Genomic DNA, 22,610 nt, shown 5'->3' with positions numbered 1-22,610 from the left:
CCCGCCTATACCCAGCCCGCTCCTTGCGAGATGCGGACGGCGTCGCTCCAGTTGCGGGCGTTGGTCTTGCGAGTGATCGCGGACATGTAGTTCCGCACGGTCCCTTTACTCAGTTGCAGAGTGCGGGCGGTCTCAGGAACGGACGCGCCGTCCGAAGCGAGCGCCAGCACGCTCAACTCACGGGGGGTCAGCGGCATGTCGGCCGCCTGGACGAGGTCCAGAGCAAGCGAGGCGTCGACGTACCGCTTCCCGGCCGCGACAAGCCTGATCGCGTTCAGCAACAGGGCCGGCGACGCGTCCTTGTTCACGAAGCCCAGAGCCTTCGCCTGAACGGCGCGGCGCAGAACGCCGGGCCGGCAAGAGGTGGCCAGCACGAGCAGTTCGCATCGTTGCCCCGTTGGATGGTCCGGTAACCGCGAAGACCCCGGACAGTCCGTGTCCACAACACAGAGATCGGGCCGTAACGAGCGCGCCTGGCTCGGGGCCTTTTCCCAACAGGCGGCTGACGCCTCGATGCCCTCCGCGGATTCCAACAGCGCGGTAAGAGCCGACCGCATGAGCCATGTGTCGTGCACCAATAACACCCGGATCACGTTCGCCCCACTTCTACGAGAGATACCGAAACCCGTGCTGCGCGCAGACCCATGCCTACCCAGTCCGGACAGAGCGATGGGTACAACTTTCAGCCAGTGTGTCCATACCACAGATCGCTTCGCGCACGACGACCTTGTGCCCCCTCGGGTCGACACCGTCGTGGTTGCGCCGCGCACCGTTCCGGGCCGCCCTGCTCACTTCCGGGTGCCAGGTGACCACTTACCGCTGCCGGATCCCCACAGGGCCCCCGCGGTCCTCGTGAGCGCGGGGGCGGCACAGGCTGAGACCCGCCGCCTCGGTGCCCGCTCCGGAGCCACTGTGGTCCGTCTGCGGCTGTGACAACGGCCCCGGCAGTTACACACCGGGGCCGCCCTTCCGGGCCGTGCACGTGAGAGTGCACCAACCCGAAATCAATGCTACGCCGGAGGAAGCATTCCGACAGAGGGAACAGACATCGACGTGGCCCCCGTCGCACCGTGCTGCAGTCCGCGTCCCCTGCGCGCCTCGCTCTTGCCGAGGGGAGGTCCACACGCCCGCGGCCCGGCCGCATGGCCTCGCATGCCGCCTGTCGCGCGCGGCGCCGCATTTTCGCAACCTCGACGCCCTGATCAGGTCCTCCCGCTCTTCGGAGGCACCCACGACTAGCCTCCACAGCATGCTGCGTATCGCCGACACCCCCACCGGCCGCCTCATGGAGATTCCCTCCGCACGCCGCCATCTCCTGCGCATCTGCGCCCACCTGCCGGCCATCGACACCGGGATCGCCACAGTGCACCACCTGCGCGTGCCCCTGGTCGGTGACGTACTGGCGCGCACCGCGGAGCTGCACGGCGTACAGAGCCTTACGGTCCTCACCACACCGGACCTGCCGCGCGAGCAGGCCCAGGCGCTCGACCGAGCCATGGCCGGTCTCGGGATCCACCCGCCCGCCACCGTCGGTGCTCACCATTCGGCCGAGACCCTCGGCGCCCCTGCCGACGTGCACCTGCTCGCTCACGGCACCGACACACCGGACGCCGTTGACGGGGTCCTGATCGACGTGGGCCGGGTCAGCTCGGCGCCCCCGGACGAGGGCGTCCCGGGTCTGCTGGAGGCCCTCGCGCCAGAAGGAATCGATCCGCTGGCTGTGAGGATGCTGTTGCTCGGCCACGCCTACGGCACGCCGGTCACCATCACCCGCGCCGCGCTCGCCGAGGCCTGGCGGACACTGCGGCACTGGCGTCAGCAGGTCGCCGACTGGGCGCAGGAGCCGTCCGGGCCGATCCCCGCCGACCTGATGCGACAGGCTCATGCCGCGCTTGCCGACAATCTCGGCGTCCCCGCGGTGATGGACATGCTGCGCGGCATGGAAAGTCGCGCCGATGTACCGGCCGGCGCCAAGTTCGAGACCTTCGCCCACCTCGACCGCGTCCTCGGGCTGGACCTCGCACGCGAGGTCGGCCACCAGCACCCGGCGACGCCATGACATCGGGCAACGTCCGGCGCCTCGTCGTCCTGCGGCACGCCAAGTCGGCATGGCCGGACGTGGCCGACCACGAGCGGCCGCTCGCTCCGCGCGGCCGCCGCGACGCGCCGGCCGCGGGCCGCTGGCTGCGCGAGGCAGACTGCCTTCCCGAGCTCGTCGTGTGCTCCCCGGCGCTTCGCACCCGCCAGACGTGGGACCTCGTCTCGGTCGAGTTCGGCGTCATCACGCCGGTGATGCACGACGCACGCATTTACCGGGCGAGCGCCGGGGAGTTGCTCGGCGTCGTACGGGAAGCCCCCGTGCACGTCAGGACGCTCCTGCTGATCGGACACAACCCCGGCGTGCAGGAACTGGTAATGATGCTTGCCGGTGAGGCGGACGGCTACGCGCTGGAGCAGACCCGTACGAAGTTTCCGACATCCGCGATCGCCGTGCTGCACGTGCCGGGCTCCTGGTCGTCCCTCGCGCCCGGTGCCGCCCGGCTGACCGAGATGGTTGTGCCCCGCGGCACGAAAACCTGACGGATGACGGACAGGGCGTGGAGTCCGCCTTCCGCGCCGCTGCCGTCCGCGCAGTCGCCACGCCCGATGTGCCGCGCCTTCGTCACGGACTTCCGGCAGGGCGCACTCGCGCACAGCGTTCTGTACGCCCGCCCGAGACAGCTTTGGGCCCGACAGATGTGGCCTGTCGGGCCCAAAGCCGGCACGTCGGGCTCAGTGCTTGGTCAGGGTCAGTGTTTGGTCAAGGTCAGTGCTCGGTCGGGGGCAGTCAGTGCTTGAAGACGTCCTTGGCCTTCTCCTTCGCCTGGCGCGCATCCCCCTTGGCCTGCTCGCCACGGCCTTCGGCCGTCATCTTCTCGTTGCCCACGGCGCGGCCGACGGTCTCCTTGACCTTGCCCTTGGCCTGCTCACCCTTGGCCTGGGTCTTCTCGCTCTTCTTGTCGGTCATATCTCTCACGTCCTGCCTGACTCGGAACCAGTGAACAGACTTCCGTCTCACCGCAAATGAGTCGTTCAAACACAGCAGGACAGCACCCGGGGAGAAGAAAAGGGCCATGCAGGATTCGAGTGCATGACGGGGAATCCTCGGGGCACACGGCTCCTGGAGGTTGATAGCCATGATTCCCCTGCTACTCGTTCTTCTGCTCGCCCTGGTCCTTTTCGGTGCGGGCTTCGCACTCAAGGCCCTCTGGTGGATCGCAATCATTATTCTGGTCGTGTGGCTGCTCGGTTTCGTGATCCGTCCTGCTACCGGCGGCGGCAAGCGTGGCCGCTGGTACCGCTGGTAGGTGGGTGCACAGCCCTGCAGACGGAGCAGACAGAAGTGTGAGTGAGATGTTTTCCATGCAGCACCGGAAACCTTTTACTCCATCACGGCAGCCCACCGCAGAACCGTGCTTTCGTACGCATTCCTCGAGCGATGTGTACGGTCAGGAACGTTGGGCAAGCGCAGGCTATGGGAATCATTCACCTCAGCTGACGTGAACAGCTTTTCCAGGCCATCAACAGTCGAAGAAGGAGCCGTTGTATGAGCAACATTTGGGGCTACCAGCCGACGACCGGCCACACCACAGGCACAACCCTGGTCGGGTTCACGGTCGAGGCGACCGACGGACGTATCGGCAAGGTCGACAAGCACTCCGACGACGTCGGATCCTCGTACCTGGTCGTCGACACCGGAGTATGGATCTTCGGCAAGCACGTGCTGCTGCCCGCAGGCGTCGTCACGCGCATCGACGCAGCCGAGGAGAAGATCTACGTCGAGCGAACCAAGGCGCAGATCAAGGACGCGCCCGAGTTCGACAAGGACAAGCACCTCGGTGACGCCGGCTACCACGAGCAGGTCGGTGGCTACTACGGCAGCCACCGCGCCTGACACGGACACATGCGTGTGGGGGTGGCCAGAGCATCTGCTCTGGCCACCCCCACACGCATGACCGGATACCGGCGGCCCGAAGCCCCAGCACGCCCCGCGACGGTCCCACGCCGGCCGCTCTCACGTCCGGATCCGTCGAATCCTGCTGACCTGCCGCGTGTCCAGGCGGATACTTGATGGGTGAACTTGTCAGTGCCCGGGGTCCTCTACCTGCGGGAGCGACTTGGCAGCAGCCTGTTCACCCGCGTCGCAGGCCTCGCGGGCCCGGACAACCGTGCCCGCATTCACGACACGCCGGGACCTCGCTGGTTCGGCCCGGACCGGCCCATCCGTACCGTCCACGGCGACGCCTCGATGTTCATCGGCGGACTGAGAGCCTTGCTGCTGCAGTCTCTGCACCCGCTGGCCATGGCCGCGGTGGCAGCGCACTCCGGCTATCAGGGTGACCCGTGGGGGCGGCTGCAGCGCACCAGCACATTCCTCGCCATGACGACCTACGGCACCGCCGCTGACGCTCAGCAAGCGGTCGACCGCGTCCGGTCGGTGCACGACCGCGTGAAAGGGACCACCGCCGCCGGTCAGCTGTACCACGCCGCCGACCCGCATCTCCTCGCCTGGGTGCACATCGCCGAGGTCGACAGCTTCCTCCGCGCCCACCAGCGCTACGGTGCACATCCCCTGGATGCCGCCGGGTGCGACGCATACATCGCCGACACTGCACGAGTCGCAGTCGCGCTCGGTGTGACCGACCCTCCGCGCGACCAGGCAGGGCTGGCCGACCGGCTCGCTGCCTACCGCCCGGAGCTGCGCGCAACCCAAGAGGCCCGCGAGGCAGCGCGCTTCATACTCCTCCAGCCGCCCCTGCCCTGGATCGCCCGTGTCCCGTACGCCGTCCTCACCGCGAACGCCGTATCCACGCTTCCGCTGTGGGCCCGCGAGCAGCTGAGGCTGCCCCGCCTGCCAGGGATCGAGGAAACGTGCGTACGACTGGCCGGACAAGGGCTGACCAGGACGATCCGATGGGCCATGACTCCTCCTCGGCCCCTGACACACACCACCTGACCAGTGGAAACTGTGTCCCGGCTCGCGCTGGCCACAGCCGCCCTCCGGCGCTACAACACCGGCAGAGCCGCGACAACCCCGAGTGCGAGATAGACGCAGCCGACCACATGGTGCTGTCCGGCCTGTACGCGCGGTCGCCGACGCAGCCATGCACTCACCGCGCCGCCGGCGAGCGCGTACATCACATCCAGTGCGAGGGCGATCCCGAAGAACACCCCGCCCAGCACGAGCATGTGTGTACGCGCGGCCGGTCCCGGGGTGACGAACTGCGGCAGGAACGCGAGGAAGAACAGTGTGACCTTCGGGTTGAACAGGTTCACCAGAGCTCCGTCGCCGAATGTCCGCCACAGCGAGACCGGGCGCGCAGGAACCTGCTGATCCAGCCCAGCGGACCCCCTCAGCGTCTTGATCCCCAGATATGCCAGGTAGACGGCTCCCGCGTACTTCAGCACCAGGAAGGCCGCTTCGGAGCGCGCTACCAGCTGAGCAACACCCAGCGCGGCCGCCGTGATGTGCACCAGCGTTGCTGCCTCGACTCCGGCTGCGGAGACAAGCCCTGCCCGGCGGCCCTGACCCACACTGCGGGTCAGGATGTAGACGAGATTGGGGCCGGGCACCAGGACCAGCATCAACGAGGCCCCGGCGAACACGAGCAATTGCGCGGCGGAAGGCATCAGCCGCGCTCCACTGCCGTGTCGAGCAGACCGAGTGGCGGCGCTCCGAGCGCGAGCAGCGCGGAGTGGAAACGAGCGGGCGAATAGGCCGCGCCCCAGGCGGCCCTGGCCCGTTCGCGTACCTGAAAGATGGCAGTCTTTCCCCAGGTGTAGTGCCCGTACTGAGGGTCCCACAGCCCTCGCCGCGCCTCGGCCCGTGCCGCGGGCCCTTCAAGGAACGCGTCCTCGGTGAAGCGGCGTTCCGCGTCCTGGACCGTCATGGCGCCCGTGTGCAGACCGATCGCGCAGGACAGTCTGGTGGCCCGCTGCAGACCGGAGAGGGCGATCCCGACCGCGGTACGGGGGTCGTGCGCCCTGAAGCCCTCCTCCAGCGCAAGGTGCTCCGCGTAGACCGCCCAGCCCTCGGTGAAGGCTTCGGACATCAGGATGCGGCGCACGTCGCCTTCGGCCCGGCGCAGCGCCCGGCCGTGCGAGAAGTGTCCCGGAGCCACCTCGTGCAGTACGAACGCGGCGAGGAAGGAGCGGTTGAGGACCGAGAGCCACTGCTCCTGTTCACCTTGGGGCCAGGCCGGATCCGGCGTGGTGATGTGGAAAAGGCTGGCGGCGTCGGCCTCTCCCGGTGCTGCGGGCTGCAGACCTGCCATCACATGCCGGCGGGATGCGGGGGCCGGGAGCACCAGGCATTCGCCGTCGCTGTACGGGACGAGATTGCGCTCCGCCGCCCATGCTGCCGCCTCTGCGGCCAGTGCACGCGCCTCCTCGAGCAGGTCATCGGCGGGCGGATGGTCGGCCTGTGCCTTGCGTACGGTCTCCGCCACCGACTCCCCCGGAGCCCTGGCCTCGCGGAGTACTCCGAGCAGTTGTACGCGCTCCGCGTCGGCGCTGTCGGCGAGTTCGGACAGATCCACCTCGCAGGCCTCGGCCGAGGACATCAGCAGTCGCAGCGCCTCGCCCCCGAGAGCCGCCGAGGGATCGCCGTGGCCCGCGGCGTGCTCGAGGTGGTCGACGAGACGGGTGAGTGCGGCCAGGGCGCGTTCATCCCCGTCGGCACAGTCGGCCAGCGCGCGGGCCGCGGGCAGTGTGGCCCGCGCCACCGGTGAGCTGACTCGGTCCAGTGACGAGACCGCCGCGTCCACCGCTTCGGGCCACTGGCGCAGGTGTGCGGCTTTCGCCGCCAGGCGCTCCTCGGCCGGGGCGTAGGCGCGGTGGTAGCAGGCCGTGTCGAGGTTGGCGATATGGAGGAAGGGGTTGCTGCGGTGCTGCTCCAGCTGCTCAAAGTGCACTCTTGCCGCAGTTTCCGAGGCGCGGGCGTGCGCCTCGTCGTGCGGATCCGGGTACGGCTCGGCACCGCCGGTTCCCTCCAGCGCGGACAGCGCGCTGCGTACGCCGTCGGGCGAGAGGTCCTGGACGCGTCCGTCGTACGCGTCGTGGAGTCCGGCCAGTTCACGGGTGCGAGGCACCGAGAGGGCGGTGATCGCGCGCAGTCTGCTGTCCATCGGCTGGGTCACTCCTCATGGCTCGGGCCGGCTGTCGGCCATGTGACCTAGCCTGTCGGCACCCGGACGAGAGCAACCGGGCCATTGGAGGGGAAAGTGGACCGTTCTTGGCAGCCGGCCGAGCTGACCGCGATCCTCGGCAGCTGGATGACCGGCCCCGGCCCCCTGTACGGCAGGCTGGCGGCCGCCCTTGACCACCGGATCCACTCCGGTGACCTGGCACCCGGCGACCGCCTGCCGTCCGAGCGAGCCCTCGCCACCGCCCTGTCCGTCAGCCGGGCCACCGTGGTTTCCGCCTACGACGACCTGCGCAGCGCGGGAGCCGTGGACAGCCGCCGCGGGAGCGGAACCCGGATCGCCGTGCGGCCCGGGCCTGTGCGGGGCGCCGACGGAAGGGTTCCGGGCGGGTCGGCAACCGCTCTCGTACAGCGACTGGTCGACGGTCCCAGCGACATGATCTCACTGGCGATGGCATCCTTCGGCGCTGCGCCCCAAGTCCGCGAAGCCCTCGACCACGTGACCCGCATCGGCCTCGAATCGCTCCTCACCGACACGGGTTACCATCCGCGTGGATTGCCCCTGCTGCGCGAGACCGTCGCGGATCACTACAGTGCACAGGGCCTGCCCACCACACCCGGACAGATCCTCATCACCACCGGCGCCACCCAGGCACTGGCCCTCACCGCGCAGTTGTATGTACGCCGAGGCTCACCCATCGTCGTGGAGACTCCGAGCTGGCCCGGTTGTCTCGACGCCTTCCTGGCAGCGGGAGCCCGACCGCGCCGGGTACCGCTCGACGAGGACGGCATCCGGCTCGACGGGCTCGCCGAGGCCCTTCCCGGGGCCGCGCTGCTCCATGTCACCCCGACCTTCCACAATCCGACCGGCACCCTGATGTCCGCGTCCCGGCGCCGGCGCCTCGCCGAGCTCGCTTGCCGGCACGGAGTTCCCCTCGTCGAGGACATGGCCTACGACACCAGACTCACCGACGCCCCGGAACCCCCACCGGTCGCGGCCTTCGCCCCGCCCGGCACCGATTCGCTCACCATCGGGTCTCTCACCAAAGCAGTCTGGAGCGGCCTGCGCATCGGCTGGCTACGAGGTCCGGCCGGCACAGTGGAGCGGCTCGCCCGCCTCAAGGCGCTCGCGGACATGGGCACCCCGGTGCTCGACCAAGCGCTCGCTGCCCGCTTGCTGCCACGCCTCGACGACATCAAACACGCCCGGGCCCACACCCTGCGGGCCGGACTTACCCGCCTCGAATCCCTGCTCGCCGACCGACTCCCCGACTGGACCTGGCACTCCCCCACCGGCGGCGCGGCACTGTGGACCCGCCTCCCGCACGCCACCGACGCCGACGTCTTCGCCCAGGTCGCGCTACGGCACGGCGTCGAGGTGGTCCCTGGCTCCGCGACCGACCCGAGCGGCGCGCACAACGACCACATCCGCGTGCCGTTCGCCCTCCCCGCCGACCGTCTCGACGAACTGGTACGCCGACTGTCCGCTGCCTGGGCGGAGTTGGCCGAATGACCTCGTACTCGCGGCGGGTGGTGTCGCGGCGGACGATCCCGCCACCTCATCCATCGGGTCGACTTCCGCCGACGCGCTGACGGCCCTGCCCACCCCGCGACCGGCAACAACGGTTCCCGTACTGCCCCCGGGCCACCCGAGAGATCCCCACGCCCACCACCGAGTTCATCACGTGAAGCTGCCCTGTTCAGGCGGCTGGACGGGCGATCTGGGTGTCCAGGGCAGCGCAGAGCCAGTCGTGGGCGGCGCCGGGGGTCGGTTGCGACGGGCCGGACAGTTCAGCGGTGAGTTGCCAGTAGCGGTCGATACGGGGATCCGCGGCGAGCTGGAGGCTGAGCTGGTGGCGGAAGGCGGGCGTGTCGCGCGTGCCGAGTGAGTGGGCATAGGCGGAGACGAAGCAGTCGAGTGCCTCCCCCCGGCTCGGTGGCCGCTGTGCCCGCAGTTCCGGCGTTGCCAGCGCGTACGCCTCGCCGAGACCGTCGTAGAGCACGGCCGGCCGGTAGCCCTTGTCGGGCCGGTGTGCCGCGGGCTGGCCGCGATCGGCACCGACGCAGGGGGCGGAGACCAGGGCGTGCAGCCGGGCGAAGGCCAGTGCCTGGGCCGGAGTCGGTCCCTCGGGGAGCTGTGGAACTGCCTGTTCGATGATGGCGGAGACGAGGTGTGCGGGGAGTCGCGGCGGCAGCCAGTGCCGCCAGAAGCGCGCCAGCGCGGCCGTGCTGGGCGGTGCGGAGACGGCGCCGATCAGGCGCAGCCGGTCGGCTCGTTCCTCGGGAGCGCAGTCCTGGAGCAGTTGGAGGGCGGCCTCCCGCCAGCGCAGGGCGGCCAGTTGCGAGCCGATCTCCCGCAGCTGCCACGCGATGACGTCCTCCATCGCGTCTTCCTGGTCGAGGATCCGGCCGACGTGCGGGACCGGCAGGTCGAGGTTGCGCAGGGAGCGGATCAGGCGGAGCCGGTCGAGCGCCTCGGGGCCGTACCGACGGTGGCCTCCGGTGCTGCGGGCGGCTTCGGGCAGCAGACCGCGGTCCGAGTAGAAGCGGACGGTCTTGACGGTGACGCCCGCGTGCTCGGCGAGCTCTCCGATGCTCCAAGTGCTCTCAGGGGGCACGGCTTGAACCTCCCTCAGGGGGAGTTCCTACCGTACCGGCGAGCGCGGGCGGCCTGTACGGCCGGCCCCGCGGACCACGGCGTAGAAGGAGAAGTCCATGACAGCGTTCATCCTGGTGCCGGGCACTTTCACCGGTGGCTGGATCTGGCGGGAGGTGGCCGCTCGGCTACGGGACTCGGGGGCGGAAGTGCATCCGGTGACGCTCACCGGCATGGGTGACCGCAGCCATCTGGCGGGACCCGAGACGGACCTGGAGAGGCATGTCCAGGATCTGGTGCAGCTGATCGACCATGTCGATGCCCCGGAGGTGGTGATGGTCGGTCACTGTTACGGCATCCACCCGGTGCTCGGCGCTGCCGGCCGGCGCCCGGAGCGGATCGCCCGGATCGTGTACCTGGATGTCGGCATGCCCCAGGACGGTGCCCCGGCCCTCGAGCTGGTGCCCGATCAGGCGGTCCGCGAGCGGCTGCTGCACCGAGCTGAGCAGGCCGAGGACGACTGGCGGATCCCCCCGCCGCCGCGCGACGAGTGGCAGCGCTGGGGCAGCGTCGACGGCATTCCCGCAGACGCACTGGCGCGTGTGGCCCGTCTTGCCGCGCCGCAGCCGGCGGGCACGCTCACTCAGCCGCTCCGGCTGTCGGATGCGGTCTCCGGGCTACCGGCGACCGGGGTCCTCTGCACCGGCAATGGGTCGAGCATCGCCATGGTCGAGGCTTTGGTGGGACTCGGGGATCCTCGCCTCCAGGCGCTCACCGACTCCCGGGTGAGCTTCTTCGAACTCGACACCGGGCACTGGCCGATGCTCTCCACCCCCGACGAGCTGGCCGACGTACTGCTCCGGGCCGCCGCAGGAGAAGGACACCGAGTGAGCCGGACGGTGAGCGAGCAGCCTGCCCATCTGCGGCCCTTCCTCATGGACGTAGCGGAGCGGCCTCGCAAGCGGGTGGGGAAGGTCGACCTCTACCTGCCCGATGCCGACGGCCCTCGGCCGGCGGTGGTGTTCGTCCATGGCGGCCCGGTTCCCCGCGGTGTGCAGCCGACGCCGCGCGACTGGCCGGGCTTTGTCGGCTACGGCCAGTACGTGGCGAGTCTTGGAGTGGTCGGCGTGACACTGGATCACAGGCTCCACGATGTCGGACACTACGGGCGTGCTGCCGAGGATGTCGCCGAAGCGGTCGAGCTCGTACGAGCTGATCCGCGCGTCGACGGGGAACGCGTCGCGCTGTGGTGCTTCTCCGGTGGCGGGCTGTTGTCGGCAGACTGGCTCGCGGCGCCTCCGTCATGGTTGCGGTGTGTGGCGGCTACCTATCCCGTGCTCGCGCCGCTGCCGAACTGGGGGCTCACCGATTCCCGGTTTCGCCCTGCGGCTGCGGTGCGTGCTGCGGGGCAGTTGCCGATCGTGTTGACCCGAGTGGAGCTGGAGCGCGCCGAAATCGCTGCGACGGTCGAGGAATTCCTGACCGCCGCCAAGGACTGCGGGGCCAGTATCGAGGTGATCGACGTACCGCTCGGCCACCACGGGTTCGAGACGATCGATCACACCGAGCAGGCACGCCACGCAGTGGACCGCGCGGTCCGATCCGTGCTGGGGCACCTGCGGAGCTGAGGCATCCCTGCCGTAGACCCGCCCCCGGCGCAGATGTGCGCGCCGAGGGCGGGGGCCGGGCGTCGTGCTTCTGGATGGCTGGGCGGCTGGGGCGTGTTGAAGAGGGTGCTGTCCTGCCGTGGGATGCAGCAACAGACCTTTTCCCAACGCGCAACGGAACCAGTTCCCCAACGCGCCCCGGGCATCGACTCGGTCCTTCGTGGGAGGTTGGCTGTGTCAGATTCTGGCGTGAACGTCCCAGTCACCCGCGGATGAAAGGGATTTGGGCCATCGGCAAGGGGCCGCCGTAAGCGGTCGCGCTCCACCGGGGTTCGCACGGAGGGCTAGTGCGGGCTCGGCTCCTGCTGCGAAGGCTCCCGCTCCGCGGTCGTCGCGCCCCTCGGGGCGATGAACAGCGTGGCCGCGAGCGCCAGCACCAGCAGCCCGGCGCAGACGTAGCTGGAGAGCTCAAGCCCGCTGGTCATTGCCGCGCGCGCAGCGTCCGCGACCGCTGCCGTCTGCGGGTCGGCCGAGAGTGAGGGAATCACCGATCCCGCGCTCTTTGTGACGACTCCGCTGAGCTGTTCGGCGTCCTGATCCGAGAGCCCGGTGCTGGTGAGGCGGTCGCGCAGGCTGGAGGTGAGCGTGCTGAAGAACAGCGTAGTGAGTACAGCGATGCCGAGCGCGGAGCCCAGTTCGCGTGCCGCGCTCTGGATGCCCGAACCCTGTCCGGAGCTCTCGACGGGCACGTCCACGAGGACGACGTTGGTGACTTGCGCAGTAGCGAACCCGACGCCGATGCCGTAGGTGAACAGCGCGATCGCGATCAACCACCAGGCGCTGTCGGGGGCGGCGATCAGCCCCAGCATCACCAGACCTGCGGCCTCCAGGAGCAGACCGATCCGCACCTGGGCCAGCGCCGAAGCGGCCATGGCGAAGCTCGCACCGCTTGCGCAGAAACTGCCCACGGCGAGAGCGACGAGCGCGAGCCCCGCTTGGAATGCGCTGTAGTCCAGAGCGAACTGCAACCACAGCGGCATCACCGCGATGATGCCGAACTCGCCGAGGCCGACGACCAGCGTGACGACGTTGCCGTTGCGGAATGAGGAGATGGAGAACAACCGCACATCCATCAGCGGCTCGTCGTCGTTGCGGCCGAGCGCTGTCTGTCGGCGCCAGAACGCGAACAGGACCAGAGCCGACACGACGAACGCGGCGAAAACGGGAGAGGGACCACCGCTCCACGAGAACCCGCCGATGGTCAGCGGCTGGGTGGTGATCAACCAGCCGTAGGTGCGTCCTTCGATCATGGCGAATGCCAGAAAGCCGAGCCCGATCGCCGAGAGGACGCCGCCGAGGCCGTCGATACGCCCCTGAGTGCGAGGTGAGGCGGGCAGGTAGAACAGAACACCTGCGATGATCACCGCCACGAGCGGGATGTTGATGCCGAAGGCCCAGCGCCAGGAGAAATCCGCGAGCCAGCCGCCCAGCAACGGGCCGACGGCCGCGGCGGCGCCGATGGTCGATCCCCAGACCGCGAATGCCTGACCTCTGGCCTTGCCGGTGAACGTCGCGTTCACCAGGGCCAACGACGTCGGCAGGATCATGGCGCCGCCGATGCCCTGCAGGAACCGCGCCAGGATCAGCAGGCCACCGTTCGGCGCGACAGCGGCCACCACGCTCGTCACGCCGAACACGACGAGACCGATGAGGAAGATCCTTCGGGCGCCGTACAGGTCGGACAGGCGTCCAGTGAGCAGGAGCAGCGCGGCGAAGACGATCGCGTAGGACTCCTGGACCCACTGGGCCTCGACCGAGTCGATCGAGAGGTCCTCGATGATCGGGGCGAGGATCACGTTGACGATGGTGATGTCCACGACGATCAGGGCCACACCCAGAGATACGGCGATGAGGCCTAACCACTGGCGCATGGGAGGGGATCCCGCTTTGCCGTTCAAGATGACTCCACTCTGATATACCTTTGCCGTAAAGGTAACTACCTTTGCGGCAAAGGTAGATTGATCAGGGTAGGTTGTCAAACGAAGTGGTGGAGCGCGTCGTCTGCGCAGATCGGAAGGTGGAGCATGCCGATGGAGACACCGGAGTTCGGCAACCTTGAGGTTCAGCGCGACCGCCTCATGGAGGGGCTGCGAGCGTTCGGCGCCAACTACACCGAGTTCACCCAGCGCTTCGCGACCTGGCTGGGACTGCACTCCACCGACGCCGCTGCCCTGACCGAGATCCTGTACGCCGAGGACAAGGGCTCTCCCTTGTCTCCCGCCCGGCTGAGCGAGCGCATCTCCCTGTCGTCCGGCGCGACGACCATCCTGCTGAACCGCCTCGAACTGGCCGGGCACATCGTCCGCACCCGCGAGCACACCGACGGCAGGATCGTGACACTGCGCAGCAGCCCCGACATCAGGCCGCGGGCCGAGGAGTTCTTCGGCCCCTACGCCGCGCGCATGGCCGCGGAAATGTCGCGGTACACCCCCGAACGGCTACAGCAGTTCGAGGACTTCATCGGCCATCTCCGCGAGACCATGGATGCGCTGCTCACGGACGAATACCAACAGCGCCGCCCAGGCGCCCGTCCCTCACCGGGCGACGCCTGACCCGCGAGTGCTCGCCGCCGACGGTCACGGGCGAGGGTCGGCCGGGCCACCATGCAGCGGATGCGCTCCCGCCTGTCGGGCAGGTGGGAGCGATTTCCGTCAGTGCTCCTTCGCCCCGGTGCACGCGCCGGCCACCGGCCGGTGGCGGGGGCGTGGGAGGCCCGGCAAGCCACGAGGGGAGCGTCGGGACATCGCAGGCTGGAGACGGATGACGGCCTTGAGGCCGCCGCCCGGGGCGGGGAGAAGCAGGGCTTCGCCGCCACTGGCCAGGGTGAGGCGCTGGACGAGAGCGAGACCGAGGCCGGTGCCGCCTTTGGCGGCGTCGGGGGCGCGCCAGAAGCGGTCGAACGCGCGACCGCGCTGTTCGGCAGTCATACCCGGGCCCTGGTCTTCGACGTACAGCTCCGCCCCGGTGGCGGAAAGCCGCCGGGAGAGGGTCACCAGGCTCCCCTTGGGAGCGACCCGCAGGGCGTTGGAGAGCAGATTGTCCAGAATCTGTTCGACGGCCCCGGGCACTGCGAGGACGGCGCCGACCGGTCTGCCGGTGAGCAGGAGGAGTACGCCCTGCCGCGCATACAACCCGGACCAGACGAGGGCACGCTCGCCCAGCACCTCGTCCAGATCGACGGGTTCGGGGGTGAGCGCGGTCTCCTCCATCCGGGCGAGCGCGAGGAGACCTTCCACCATTCTTGCCAGCCTGTCCGTCTCGGCCATCGCCGCGTCCAGGTTGCCGCGCATATGGGGCAGGATGGTGGGTTCCATGTTGTCCAGACGCAGCCGCAGCGCGGCAAGCGGGGTCTTCAACTGGTGGGACGCCTCGCCCGCGAAGGCGCTCTGTGAAGCAAGCAGATGCTCCAGCAGGGCAGCCGTACGGTTGAAGGTCACGGCCAGGCTGCGCACTTCGGGCGGTCCTGTGGTGACGGAGGCCGGGGTGGACAGACTGCCGCCGCCCAAGGTCTGGGCGGCGCGCTCGAGTTCACGGATCGGGCGGCCGATCCAGCGGGCCAGCGCGAAGGCGGCCATGGCGACGGCGGTCAGCACCGCAAGCCCGCCGAGTCCCAGCACCAGCCACACCCGGTGGACGTCCTTCGCGATCGCGTCGGTGGGCACGGTGAGGCGTACGGCGCCGTGGAGCCTCGCACCATGCCGTACCGGAACGGCGACGGAGAGCCACTGGACGCCACCGATGGTCGACGTACGTACGTTGGCTCCGTCACCGCCGCGGAGCGCGGCAGAGATCTCCGGGCGCCGGGCGAGGCCGGCCTGCTGGTCGGGGCCGAGCGAGTGGGAGGTGGCGAGCAGGTCGCCGTTGCTGTCCACGACCAGAACGCGGCCACCGATGCGGTCCGCGCAGGCGCTGACCCGTTGGGCGAGTTCCTCGTAGCGGCCGTAGGTCAGGGAGAGGGCAGCGTAGTCGGCAACAAACTCCGCTTCTTCCGTGGCGGCGTTGGTGGCGCGCTCACGCTCGGCACGGGTGTAGACGTAGCCGAGTGGGATCTCCAGGCAGATGAGGACGAGGGCGGCGAGCGTCAGGTAACTGAGCAGCAGTCGACGTGTCATCGGGTCGGTGACTCCGGGTGGACGGTGTCGCTGTGGGGACGTACGGCGAGGCGCAGACCCACCCCGCGCAAGGTCCGGATCCAGGCCGGGTCGCCCAACTTGCGCCGCAGGGTGGCGACATGGACATCAAGTGTCTTGGTGGGGCCGTGGAAGTGGGGATCCCAGACTCGGTCGAGGATCTCCTGGCGGGAGTAGACAGCCCCGGGGTCCTCCGCCAGGAGGGCCAGCAGGTCGAACTCCTTGGGGGTGAGCGTGATCGGGTTCTCCCCGATCCAGACCTGGCGGGTGCGGCGGTCGACGATCAGTGCCGCCGTATCGGGGGAAGACCGTGGCGCTACGCGTCCGGGTTCGGGCGGGAGTGTCGGCGCGGGCTGCAGGTGTGACGGTTCTGCCGACCGGCCGGGCAGGGGTGCGGACAGGGACGACGGCGCGGAGTCCTGCAACGTCGGTGCCCCATACCCCCGGCCGCGTGGTCTGGCGAGGGGAGCCGCCACAGCCGCACGGGCGAAGGCCCCGGGACCGCCGGCGGACTCCCCTGCTGCGGCGACCGGGGCGGCGCCCGACCATGCGGCAGAGCGGCGGGTCACGGCCCGGATACGTGCGATCAGCTCCCGGATGCTGAATGGTTTCGCCAAGTAGTCGTCGGCGCCCAGCTCCAGGCCCAGCACCCGGTCGGCCTCCGCACCTCGCGCGGTGAGCATGATGACCGGCACGTCGGAGACCTGGCGGATGCCACGGCAGACGTCGATGCCGTCCATGTCGGGCAGTCCCAGATCGAGCAGGACGATGTCGCCGTACGGGCCTTGCAGCCCGGCGGCGCCGGTGGACACATGACCCACCGTCAGGCCGTAGCGGCCGAGGCCCTCCACAAGGGGTTCGGCGATCGTCTCGTCGTCCTCGATGAGCAAGGCCCGCAGGGTCATTGAGTTCCGTCTTCCCGTGAATCCAAAGTAAATCCTGAGTAAATCCTCGCAGCACGAATTCCCGATGGTTCACACCCGGGATGATCACCGTACATTGATTGAATCAACGGCACCCGGGTCCCCGGACATTGGGAGCCACATCACAGCCCCACGCCCAATTCTGACGCGCCGCTAGCGTTGCTCTAACCTTCGCCTTGCATCGCTCTCCCTACGGTGTTGAGCCAGGTCCAGGCCACAACCACCCGCTGAGGAGGCACCATGAAGGCACTGCTCGCACGCGCTCGCTCGTTCCGGCGCCGGGTAGATTTCGAAAGCCACACATATCGGAAACTCGCCGACGGACAATTCCCGCAGGCACTCTTCATCGCCTGTTCCGATTCCCGCGTCATACCCGCATTGATCACGGGTGCCCGACCCGGGGACATCTTCGAAATACGTAACGCGGGCAACATCGTGCCGCCGTATCGGCCGCACCTGGTGTCCGGGGAGGCCGCCACGGTCGAGTACGCACTGGAGGTGCTGGACGTCCGTGACATCGTCGTCTGCGGGCACTCGCACTGCGGCGCCATGGGCGCGCTGTCCTCCGGCAAGGACCTCTCCGGCCTGCCTCGGGTAGGGGCCTGGCTGGAGGTCGCCAGGCCCGGGCTGGCTCCCGTGCTGGACCGCGAGCCGGCCGGCTCGGCCGACTCCACCGCCGAGAGCGACGGCGCACGGATAACAGAGCTGGCGCAGCTCAACGTGCGTGTACAGCTGGCTGCACTGCGGCAGTACCCCGCGGCCCGGCGGCGGCTGGCGGAGGGCCTGCTGCGGCTGCATGGCTGGTACTACGAGGTGGACACGGGCGAGCTCTGGGAACTGGGCGAGGACGGCGACGCCTTCCGGGTGCACGCATGCTGAGCCCCGGTCAGGAGCAGGCCTACGGATACGCCCCGGAATCCGGTGGCGCCCAGGGGCGCAAGAGCAAGGCCGGAGGCGGTCGGCACCGCGCCCGGCGCTCCGGACGCGGACGGAGTCGTACGCAGACGACGGCCTCCTCGCCGGACAGGGCAGAGCCGTCCTCGTACGGCGCTGCCGGTTCGTACGACTCGTCCGGCAACGTGCCCCCCTCGAACGGAACACCACCGCCGCAACCACCACGGCCGTCACGACGACCGCAGCCGCCGGGCGGTAAGAAGGGAGGAATGCCCGAGAAGGTGAATCTCGCCACCGAGATCACCGCCTCCTTCGTCGTCTTCCTCGTCGCTCTCCCCCTGTGTATCGGCGTGGCCGTGGCCTCTGGCGCGCCGCCCGAACTGGGCATCATCTCCGGGGTTGTCGGCGGCCTGGTGGTCGGCATGGCGCGCGGCAGCACTCTCCAGGTGAGCGGCCCCGCTGCAGGGCTGGCGGCGCTGGTCGCGGAGGCCGTGCTGGAGCACGGCCTGGCCACCCTCGGGGTAATCGTGCTGGCGTCCGGGGTGTTGCAGATCGGGCTCGGGCTGATCCGGCTGGGCCGGATGTTCCAGGCGATCTCCATCGCCGTGGTGCAGGGCATGCTGGCCGGGATCGGGCTGCCGCTGATGTTCAGCCAGGCGTACCCGCTGGCCGACGCCAAGGCCCTCGGCAAGCCCATCGAGAACATCCTGGGCATCCCCGAGTTGGTCACCAGCACGCTGGGCGATCCGCAGAAGGCAATCGCGGCAGGGCTCGGCATCACCACCGTCGTGCTGAGCTTCGTGTGGAAGAAGATGCCGGGTCCGGTAGCGAGGGTTCCGGCGGCCCTGGTTGCGGTGGCGGGCGGTATGGCGGTGGCCTCACTGCCGGGGGTCCAGGTCACCACGCTTCAGGTCGGCAATCTGCTGGCATCCGTACAGATTCCCGGGCCGACCCAGTTCGCGGCGCTGGCCAGCGGCTCGGTACTGACCACCGTGGTCACCTTCACCGTCATCGCCTCGGCGGAGAGCCTGTTCACCGCCGCCGCAGTGGACCGTATGCACACCGGCGAACGCACCCGCTACAACTCCGAGTTGATCGCCCAGGGCGCAGGCAACACCCTCTGCGGATTCCTCGGCGCGCTGCCGATGACCGCGGTCGTCGCCCGCAGTTCGGCCAATGTGCAGGCGGGGGCCAGGACCCGGCTGTCCCGCACGCTGCACGGCCTGTGGCTGCTCGCGTTCGCCCTGCTGCTGCCGGGCGTGCTCGCCCTCATCCCGATCTCCGTACTGGCGGGTGTGCTGGTGCACAGCGGCTGGAAGTTGTTCGCGCCGGAGGAGTTCCCGAAGATGTGGCGGCAGGACCGCGGCGAGTTCGTGGTCATGACCGTCACCACCGTCGCGATCGTCGCCACCGCCCTGCTCGAAGGCGTCCTCGTGGGCCTCGCCGCGGGCATCGTGCTTGCCGCACTGCGGATGTCGCAGACATCGGTCCGCACCAGTGTGGAGGGCGACACCGCGAAGCTGGTCATGACCGGCAACGCGACCTTCCTGCGGCTGCCGAAGCTGATCGACGCGCTGGACACGGTCGCCGCTGCCGGGATGCCGAGGATGCGGCTCGATCTGACGGGTGTGGCGCACTGGGACCACGCTTGTCGCAGCCAGGTGGACGAGTTCGTGACACAGCACCGAGGGGCGGATGTACGCGTGGAACTGCTGCGTCCGAACACACCGAACGCGCCGACTCCGCCCGGCCCGTCGACATCCGAGCCGAAGCCGACACCGGACGGCAGTCCGACGCACGTGCCCGGGCCGGCGGCGCAGTGGTTCTACCTCGACCCGACTCCGGCGGAGGGCCCCGTGGACTACACGGACTACACGGACTCGACAGCGTCGACGGCTTCGGCAATCCCGACGGAGGAGTACGGGCGACGGGTGCGTATGCGCTGACCGATCGCCGCACCGCGAAGGCGCCGCCTCCTGCCCGGGCAGCGCCTTCGGAGTGCGACACCGGGGTTGCGCCGACAGTGAGGGCCGTTCGCGCGCACGGTGAACGCGGGCCTGCTCAAGAACACCTCCAAGGGAAGCGAACCAGTGCACGTCAGGCGCGTTGTCCTGGTTGTCCGCCCACTTGGCGGACGACGTCACGCAGGAGCTGCACGCCGTGCCCACGTTCCGGTTCAGGGTCACGCCCTCACGTCGGGACCGGCCATGGGAGCCGCCCCTGGAGGATCACGTGCTGCCTGGTCGCGGTCAGTTGGCGCACGACCTTGACGATGCGCCGGCCGGCCCCGCCGTTCGGCGTCTCGAAGTCTGAGAACTACCGGTATCCACCAACCTCCAAGCCGTCATCGACGCCGGTCCCGCTTGACCGTCGTAGTCGGCGAGCCGCTGCCAGACCACCGCAACAACTGCAAGGCATGGGAGGAATCCGGAGCCAAGGCCGCCGTCGGCAAACACCATCGCCGACGGCGGCTGTCCCAGCGCAGGCCCGGCCCCGTAACGCCACACCGCCGCCGCGCGGGCGAGCAGTTGCCCTGCGGGAAGGAGGCTCACAACAGATCCCACAAGCAGGTCCGCGCCCGAGTCGGGCATGACTTCGCCCGGATGAAGAAGCGGAGAATCCTTCGCGACTGTCGTCCCGGGAGCGACGGCGTCCACCACGTCATGCCCGGTATCGCCCGGCAGCACAATCTCGCCCTCGCTGGAAAGGTCGGCAGCCGCACGACGGACCGTTCCCGCACTCACCCGGAGATCATTACGGGACGCGCAAAGTGGCCAGGACTCGACTCAGCACTGAGGCCGCTTGCCGTGATTGGCCCCGTGCTTACGACGTGCCCTCTTCTTACGACGTCGCTTCGATGACATCTCAACCCTCTCCTCAACAGAAATTTATCCAGCTTCTACCTATTACTACCAGTTTCTAGCTCCGCGAGAAAAGCCGGAACCATGGCGGAGCGACGGCAGCGCGATCGCAGGAGTCGACAGCAGGTCAAGCCGCGCCAGCGGTTGCCGGCCGCAGACTCGCGCGCCGCACCGACGGCCGGGGTGCAACAGAAGATCCGGGGCCCTTGCGTCACTGCGCGACTGCCTCGGAGCCGTAGGATCCGGTCCGCCCCATGAGGAGGGCGAAGCATCGGTGCCTGCGAGACGGAGGCACGATCGTCAGCGCGGCAGCCGCACCTGGGGAGCTAGCGGGAGAGCTGGAGAAAAGCGATGAGGGCGGCTGTGAGTTCGGCGGGTGCGTCTTCCTGGACGAGGTGGCCCGCGCCGGCGATCGGTTCAAGTTGCGCGCCCGAGATGCGGGCTGCGAGCTCCCGTCCTTTCGCCACGGGAATCCAGGTGTCGTCCTCGCCCCAGCACACCAGCGTCGGGATACTGATCTCGCCGTACCGGCCCTGCACCTCGTCCGTGTACAGCTGGTCGGCCTGGGCGATCTGCCGGTAGAAGGCCGCCTGGCCGATATCGCCGAGCCAGGGCCGGACAAGCCGGTCGAGGACGGCCGGGTGCAGGCCGGGACTGCTGGCCGAACTTACGTACTCGCGCACCAGAGCGTGGTGCAACGCGGGCGGCAACTGCTCGAAGACCTCGGAGTGCTCGCCGACAAGCCGGAAGAACGGGGACCCCCACGGCGCCAGCGCGACCGGGTCGACCAAAGCGAGGGCGCGGTAGCGGGCGCCATGCAGCAAGTGCGCTCGCAAGGAGACGGCTCCGCCGAAGTCGTGGGCGACTACCAGCGGTTCCCTCAGACCCCAGTGCGCCAGGAGCTCGGTGAAGACCCTGCCCTGGGCAGCCAGGGAGACATCCTGGCCAGCGGACTTCTCCGACGCCCCGTAACCGGGCATGTCCCAGACGAACACCTGGTGATGGCGTGCGAGTGAGCGGGCGACGGCGCGCCAGACATACGAGGAGAAGGGTGTGCCGTGGAGGAGGACGACCGGATCCTGGCCGCCTGGCCCCAGGGTGTCCCAGCAGACGTCACCGGACGTGCTGCGGAATGTCTTGGTCAACTGCCATTCGTTCACGGGCACTGTTCCTCTCGCGTGTGCCTCCGGCCCCAAGGGATGATCAAAGCCGGGTACGGTCTGGCCGGCGCCGGCCGCGTACGGCGCCGCAGAGTACCTCAGGGCCTGGGCCCGACAACCCGGCTTCCTGCTCCTCAAGGAGCCGACTCAGTTGCCTGATCGGTTCAGCACGCGAGCTCCAGGGCAGGTCAGGCCGGCGGTGACGGCTGCAACGTCCCTTCACGGTCAGTACACCGGCGCCGGAGCCCGGTCGTCAGCTGGTCCCTCAGACCTTGCGCCAACGGGCGTTTGCCCAGGAGAACACGCCGAAGGCGACCAGGCCGAGCGCGATCAGTGTCAGCAGCCAAGGGCCGGCGGGGGTCTCGGTGAAAGAACGCAGGGTGTCGTCCATCCCCTTGGCCAGGCCGGGATCGTGCTGCACGGCCGCCGCCACGGCGAACCCGCCCGCGGTAGCGAAGAGGCTGCCTCGTGCGATACCGCCGAACAGTCCAAGGAAGTCAACTCCCCGGCGTACCCGCTGTGACATCTCGGACATCTTCAGATGCTTGCGATACTTGCGCATGACGGCGCGCGCGGCAATCCACAAACCGCCGCAGACCACAGCGACTCCCGCGACTCCGACTATCCACTCCCCGGCGGGCCACTCCAGCGCCCTGGCTGTCACATCGTCCGACTGCTTGTCGGTCGATCCGCTGCCGCTGCCACTGCTCTCGTCGCCCGCCGCGTACGACAGCACGGAGAACGACACGAATCCGTAGAAGACGAAACGCCCGGCCGCCATGGCGCGCTTACCTGCCTTGCCACCGTCCGGGCCGGCCTGCCCGAACAACGCTTCGGACAGCCGCCACAGAGCCATCCCTGCCAGGGCTGCGCCAAGCAACCACAGCATGACGTTGCCGAAGGGCTTGTGGGCAATCTCGGCGACGGCGCCTCCACGGTCAGCCTGCTGCCCTCCGCTGTCGGAGAAGGCGATACGGAGTGCCAGCACGCCGACCAGTGCATAGATCACCCCACGGGCAACGAACCCAGCACGCGCCCCTGCCGCAACGGCCGAGCTGTTCGCCGCACGCCTGGCCTCGCCGCGTCCACGTCTGCGGAGTGATGCTGCTTGAATACCCATACTTTGCCAGTTGCCCCCATCACCGGCAGGAACACCCGCCGACAGACTTCCACGGCGGGAACCGGCTGCTCCGTAC

At 69.0% G+C, this 22,610-nt stretch carries 20 protein-coding genes and 1 pseudogene; 11 read left to right on the top strand and 10 right to left on the bottom strand.

Annotated elements, in window-relative coordinates; all coding sequences use genetic code 11:
* Positions 1-5: 5 nt before the first annotated feature.
* On the bottom strand, positions 6-374 hold the full coding sequence (locus OG883_RS15525; RefSeq protein WP_323180906.1) for a response regulator transcription factor: 369 nt from the start codon (positions 372-374) through the stop codon (positions 6-8).
* An 875-nt stretch (positions 375-1,249) separates the two neighbouring features.
* Here OG883_RS15525 and OG883_RS15520 point away from each other — a divergent pair.
* Positions 1,250-2,059: a hypothetical protein gene (locus OG883_RS15520; RefSeq protein ID WP_266540442.1), complete on the top strand. Its 810-nt coding sequence runs from the start codon at positions 1,250-1,252 to the stop codon at positions 2,057-2,059.
* Positions 2,056-2,580 (top strand): histidine phosphatase family protein, encoded by a 525-nt coding sequence (locus OG883_RS15515; RefSeq protein WP_266540440.1) that lies wholly within the window; start codon positions 2,056-2,058, stop codon positions 2,578-2,580. Before OG883_RS15520 ends, OG883_RS15515 begins: the two co-directional genes overlap by 4 nt.
* A gap of 247 nt (positions 2,581-2,827) precedes the next feature.
* Here OG883_RS15515 and OG883_RS15510 read toward each other — a convergent pair whose 3' ends face one another.
* Complete coding sequence (locus OG883_RS15510) at positions 2,828-3,007, bottom strand: CsbD family protein (RefSeq protein ID WP_266540438.1); 180 nt, start codon at positions 3,005-3,007, stop codon at positions 2,828-2,830.
* A gap of 169 nt (positions 3,008-3,176) precedes the next feature.
* Between OG883_RS15510 and OG883_RS15505 the strand changes: the two genes are divergently transcribed.
* The 3 genes from OG883_RS15505 (at position 3,177) to OG883_RS15495 (ending at position 4,996) form a co-directional block, all read left to right on the top strand.
* Complete coding sequence (locus OG883_RS15505) at positions 3,177-3,347, top strand: hydrophobic protein (protein ID WP_266540437.1); 171 nt, start codon at positions 3,177-3,179, stop codon at positions 3,345-3,347.
* Positions 3,348-3,586: 239 nt separating this feature from the next.
* Positions 3,587-3,934, top strand: a complete 348-nt coding sequence (locus OG883_RS15500; protein ID WP_266540435.1) for a PRC-barrel domain-containing protein — start codon at positions 3,587-3,589, stop codon at positions 3,932-3,934.
* A gap of 180 nt (positions 3,935-4,114) precedes the next feature.
* Complete coding sequence (locus OG883_RS15495; protein ID WP_266540433.1) at positions 4,115-4,996, top strand: oxygenase MpaB family protein; 882 nt, start codon at positions 4,115-4,117, stop codon at positions 4,994-4,996.
* A gap of 50 nt (positions 4,997-5,046) precedes the next feature.
* Here OG883_RS15495 and OG883_RS15490 read toward each other — a convergent pair whose 3' ends face one another.
* Both OG883_RS15490 and OG883_RS15485 read right to left on the bottom strand, forming a co-directional pair.
* The gene (locus tag OG883_RS15490) at positions 5,047-5,670 is read right to left on the bottom strand and encodes a LysE family translocator (protein ID WP_266540432.1); all 624 of its coding nucleotides are present in this window, start codon (positions 5,668-5,670) and stop codon (positions 5,047-5,049) included.
* Positions 5,670-7,166 carry a DUF885 family protein gene (locus OG883_RS15485; RefSeq protein WP_266540430.1) on the bottom strand — a complete coding sequence of 499 codons (1,497 nt, stop codon included), beginning with the start codon at positions 7,164-7,166 and terminating at the stop codon, positions 5,670-5,672. Before OG883_RS15485 ends, OG883_RS15490 begins: the two co-directional genes overlap by 1 nt.
* A gap of 96 nt (positions 7,167-7,262) precedes the next feature.
* Between OG883_RS15485 and OG883_RS15480 the strand changes: the two genes are divergently transcribed.
* Positions 7,263-8,696, top strand: coding sequence for a PLP-dependent aminotransferase family protein (locus OG883_RS15480; RefSeq protein ID WP_266540429.1), 1,434 nt, complete (start codon positions 7,263-7,265; stop codon positions 8,694-8,696).
* A gap of 187 nt (positions 8,697-8,883) precedes the next feature.
* Here OG883_RS15480 and OG883_RS15475 read toward each other — a convergent pair whose 3' ends face one another.
* Complete coding sequence (locus OG883_RS15475) at positions 8,884-9,801, bottom strand: MerR family transcriptional regulator (protein ID WP_266540427.1); 918 nt, start codon at positions 9,799-9,801, stop codon at positions 8,884-8,886.
* A 97-nt stretch (positions 9,802-9,898) separates the two neighbouring features.
* On the opposite strand from OG883_RS15475, the gene OG883_RS15470 reads away from it, so the two are divergent.
* Complete coding sequence (locus OG883_RS15470; protein WP_266540425.1) at positions 9,899-11,407, top strand: alpha/beta hydrolase; 1,509 nt, start codon at positions 9,899-9,901, stop codon at positions 11,405-11,407.
* Between the two features lie 323 nt (positions 11,408-11,730).
* Here OG883_RS15470 and OG883_RS15465 read toward each other — a convergent pair whose 3' ends face one another.
* On the bottom strand, positions 11,731-13,317 hold the full coding sequence (locus OG883_RS15465) for a DHA2 family efflux MFS transporter permease subunit (RefSeq protein ID WP_266540424.1): 1,587 nt from the start codon (positions 13,315-13,317) through the stop codon (positions 11,731-11,733).
* Positions 13,318-13,470: 153 nt separating this feature from the next.
* Between OG883_RS15465 and OG883_RS15460 the strand changes: the two genes are divergently transcribed.
* Positions 13,471-13,998, top strand: a complete 528-nt coding sequence (locus tag OG883_RS15460; RefSeq protein ID WP_266540423.1) for a MarR family winged helix-turn-helix transcriptional regulator — start codon at positions 13,471-13,473, stop codon at positions 13,996-13,998.
* A 99-nt stretch (positions 13,999-14,097) separates the two neighbouring features.
* Here OG883_RS15460 and OG883_RS15455 read toward each other — a convergent pair whose 3' ends face one another.
* Positions 14,098-15,558, bottom strand: a complete 1,461-nt coding sequence (locus tag OG883_RS15455; protein WP_266540421.1) for a HAMP domain-containing sensor histidine kinase — start codon at positions 15,556-15,558, stop codon at positions 14,098-14,100.
* The gene (locus OG883_RS15450) at positions 15,555-16,481 is read right to left on the bottom strand and encodes a response regulator transcription factor (protein WP_266540419.1); all 927 of its coding nucleotides are present in this window, start codon (positions 16,479-16,481) and stop codon (positions 15,555-15,557) included. Before OG883_RS15450 ends, OG883_RS15455 begins: the two co-directional genes overlap by 4 nt.
* Positions 16,482-16,739: 258 nt before the next feature.
* Between OG883_RS15450 and OG883_RS15445 the strand changes: the two genes are divergently transcribed.
* From OG883_RS15445 to OG883_RS15435, 3 genes and pseudogenes are all read left to right on the top strand, one after another.
* Positions 16,740-17,378: a carbonic anhydrase gene (locus OG883_RS15445; RefSeq protein WP_266540417.1), complete on the top strand. Its 639-nt coding sequence runs from the start codon at positions 16,740-16,742 to the stop codon at positions 17,376-17,378.
* Between the two features lie 284 nt (positions 17,379-17,662).
* A complete protein-coding gene (locus tag OG883_RS15440) occupies positions 17,663-19,339 on the top strand; it encodes a SulP family inorganic anion transporter (protein ID WP_266540415.1) in 1,677 nt (558 codons plus the stop codon).
* A 311-nt stretch (positions 19,340-19,650) separates the two neighbouring features.
* Positions 19,651-20,098: pseudogene (locus OG883_RS15435) on the top strand (IS5/IS1182 family transposase); the annotation flags it as partial.
* A 482-nt stretch (positions 20,099-20,580) separates the two neighbouring features.
* Here OG883_RS15435 and OG883_RS15430 read toward each other — a convergent pair.
* Positions 20,581-21,414 carry an alpha/beta fold hydrolase gene (locus OG883_RS15430; RefSeq protein ID WP_266540413.1) on the bottom strand — a complete coding sequence of 278 codons (834 nt, stop codon included), beginning with the start codon at positions 21,412-21,414 and terminating at the stop codon, positions 20,581-20,583.
* A 265-nt stretch (positions 21,415-21,679) separates the two neighbouring features.
* Positions 21,680-22,528 carry a DUF1206 domain-containing protein gene (locus OG883_RS15425; RefSeq protein WP_266541566.1) on the bottom strand — a complete coding sequence of 283 codons (849 nt, stop codon included), beginning with the start codon at positions 22,526-22,528 and terminating at the stop codon, positions 21,680-21,682.
* Positions 22,529-22,610 lie beyond the last annotated feature (82 nt).

The organism is Streptomyces sp. NBC_01142, from assembly GCF_026341125.1.
Lineage (GTDB): Bacteria > Actinomycetota > Actinomycetes > Streptomycetales > Streptomycetaceae > Streptomyces.
Note: the sequence above shows the minus strand (reverse complement) of the source record. Positions and strands in the feature narration are given on the sequence as shown.

Coding starts and splice junctions, on each gene's coding strand:
- OG883_RS15515 (WP_266540440.1), top strand. CDS start 2,056: ATGACATCGGGCAACGTCCGGCGCCTCGTCGTCCTGCGGCACGCCAAG.
- OG883_RS15470 (WP_266540425.1), top strand. CDS start 9,899: ATGACAGCGTTCATCCTGGTGCCGGGCACTTTCACCGGTGGCTGGATC.
- OG883_RS15440 (WP_266540415.1), top strand. CDS start 17,663: ATGCCCGAGAAGGTGAATCTCGCCACCGAGATCACCGCCTCCTTCGTC.
- OG883_RS15520 (WP_266540442.1), top strand. CDS start 1,250: ATGCTGCGTATCGCCGACACCCCCACCGGCCGCCTCATGGAGATTCCC.
- OG883_RS15490 (WP_266540432.1), bottom strand. CDS start 5,670: ATGCCTTCCGCCGCGCAATTGCTCGTGTTCGCCGGGGCCTCGTTGATG.
- OG883_RS15460 (WP_266540423.1), top strand. CDS start 13,471: ATGCCGATGGAGACACCGGAGTTCGGCAACCTTGAGGTTCAGCGCGAC.
- OG883_RS15510 (WP_266540438.1), bottom strand. CDS start 3,007: ATGACCGACAAGAAGAGCGAGAAGACCCAGGCCAAGGGTGAGCAGGCC.
- OG883_RS15500 (WP_266540435.1), top strand. CDS start 3,587: ATGAGCAACATTTGGGGCTACCAGCCGACGACCGGCCACACCACAGGC.
- OG883_RS15455 (WP_266540421.1), bottom strand. CDS start 15,558: ATGACACGTCGACTGCTGCTCAGTTACCTGACGCTCGCCGCCCTCGTC.
- OG883_RS15450 (WP_266540419.1), bottom strand. CDS start 16,481: ATGACCCTGCGGGCCTTGCTCATCGAGGACGACGAGACGATCGCCGAA.
- OG883_RS15485 (WP_266540430.1), bottom strand. CDS start 7,166: ATGGACAGCAGACTGCGCGCGATCACCGCCCTCTCGGTGCCTCGCACC.
- OG883_RS15445 (WP_266540417.1), top strand. CDS start 16,740: ATGAAGGCACTGCTCGCACGCGCTCGCTCGTTCCGGCGCCGGGTAGAT.
- OG883_RS15465 (WP_266540424.1), bottom strand. CDS start 13,317: ATGCGCCAGTGGTTAGGCCTCATCGCCGTATCTCTGGGTGTGGCCCTG.
- OG883_RS15505 (WP_266540437.1), top strand. CDS start 3,177: ATGATTCCCCTGCTACTCGTTCTTCTGCTCGCCCTGGTCCTTTTCGGT.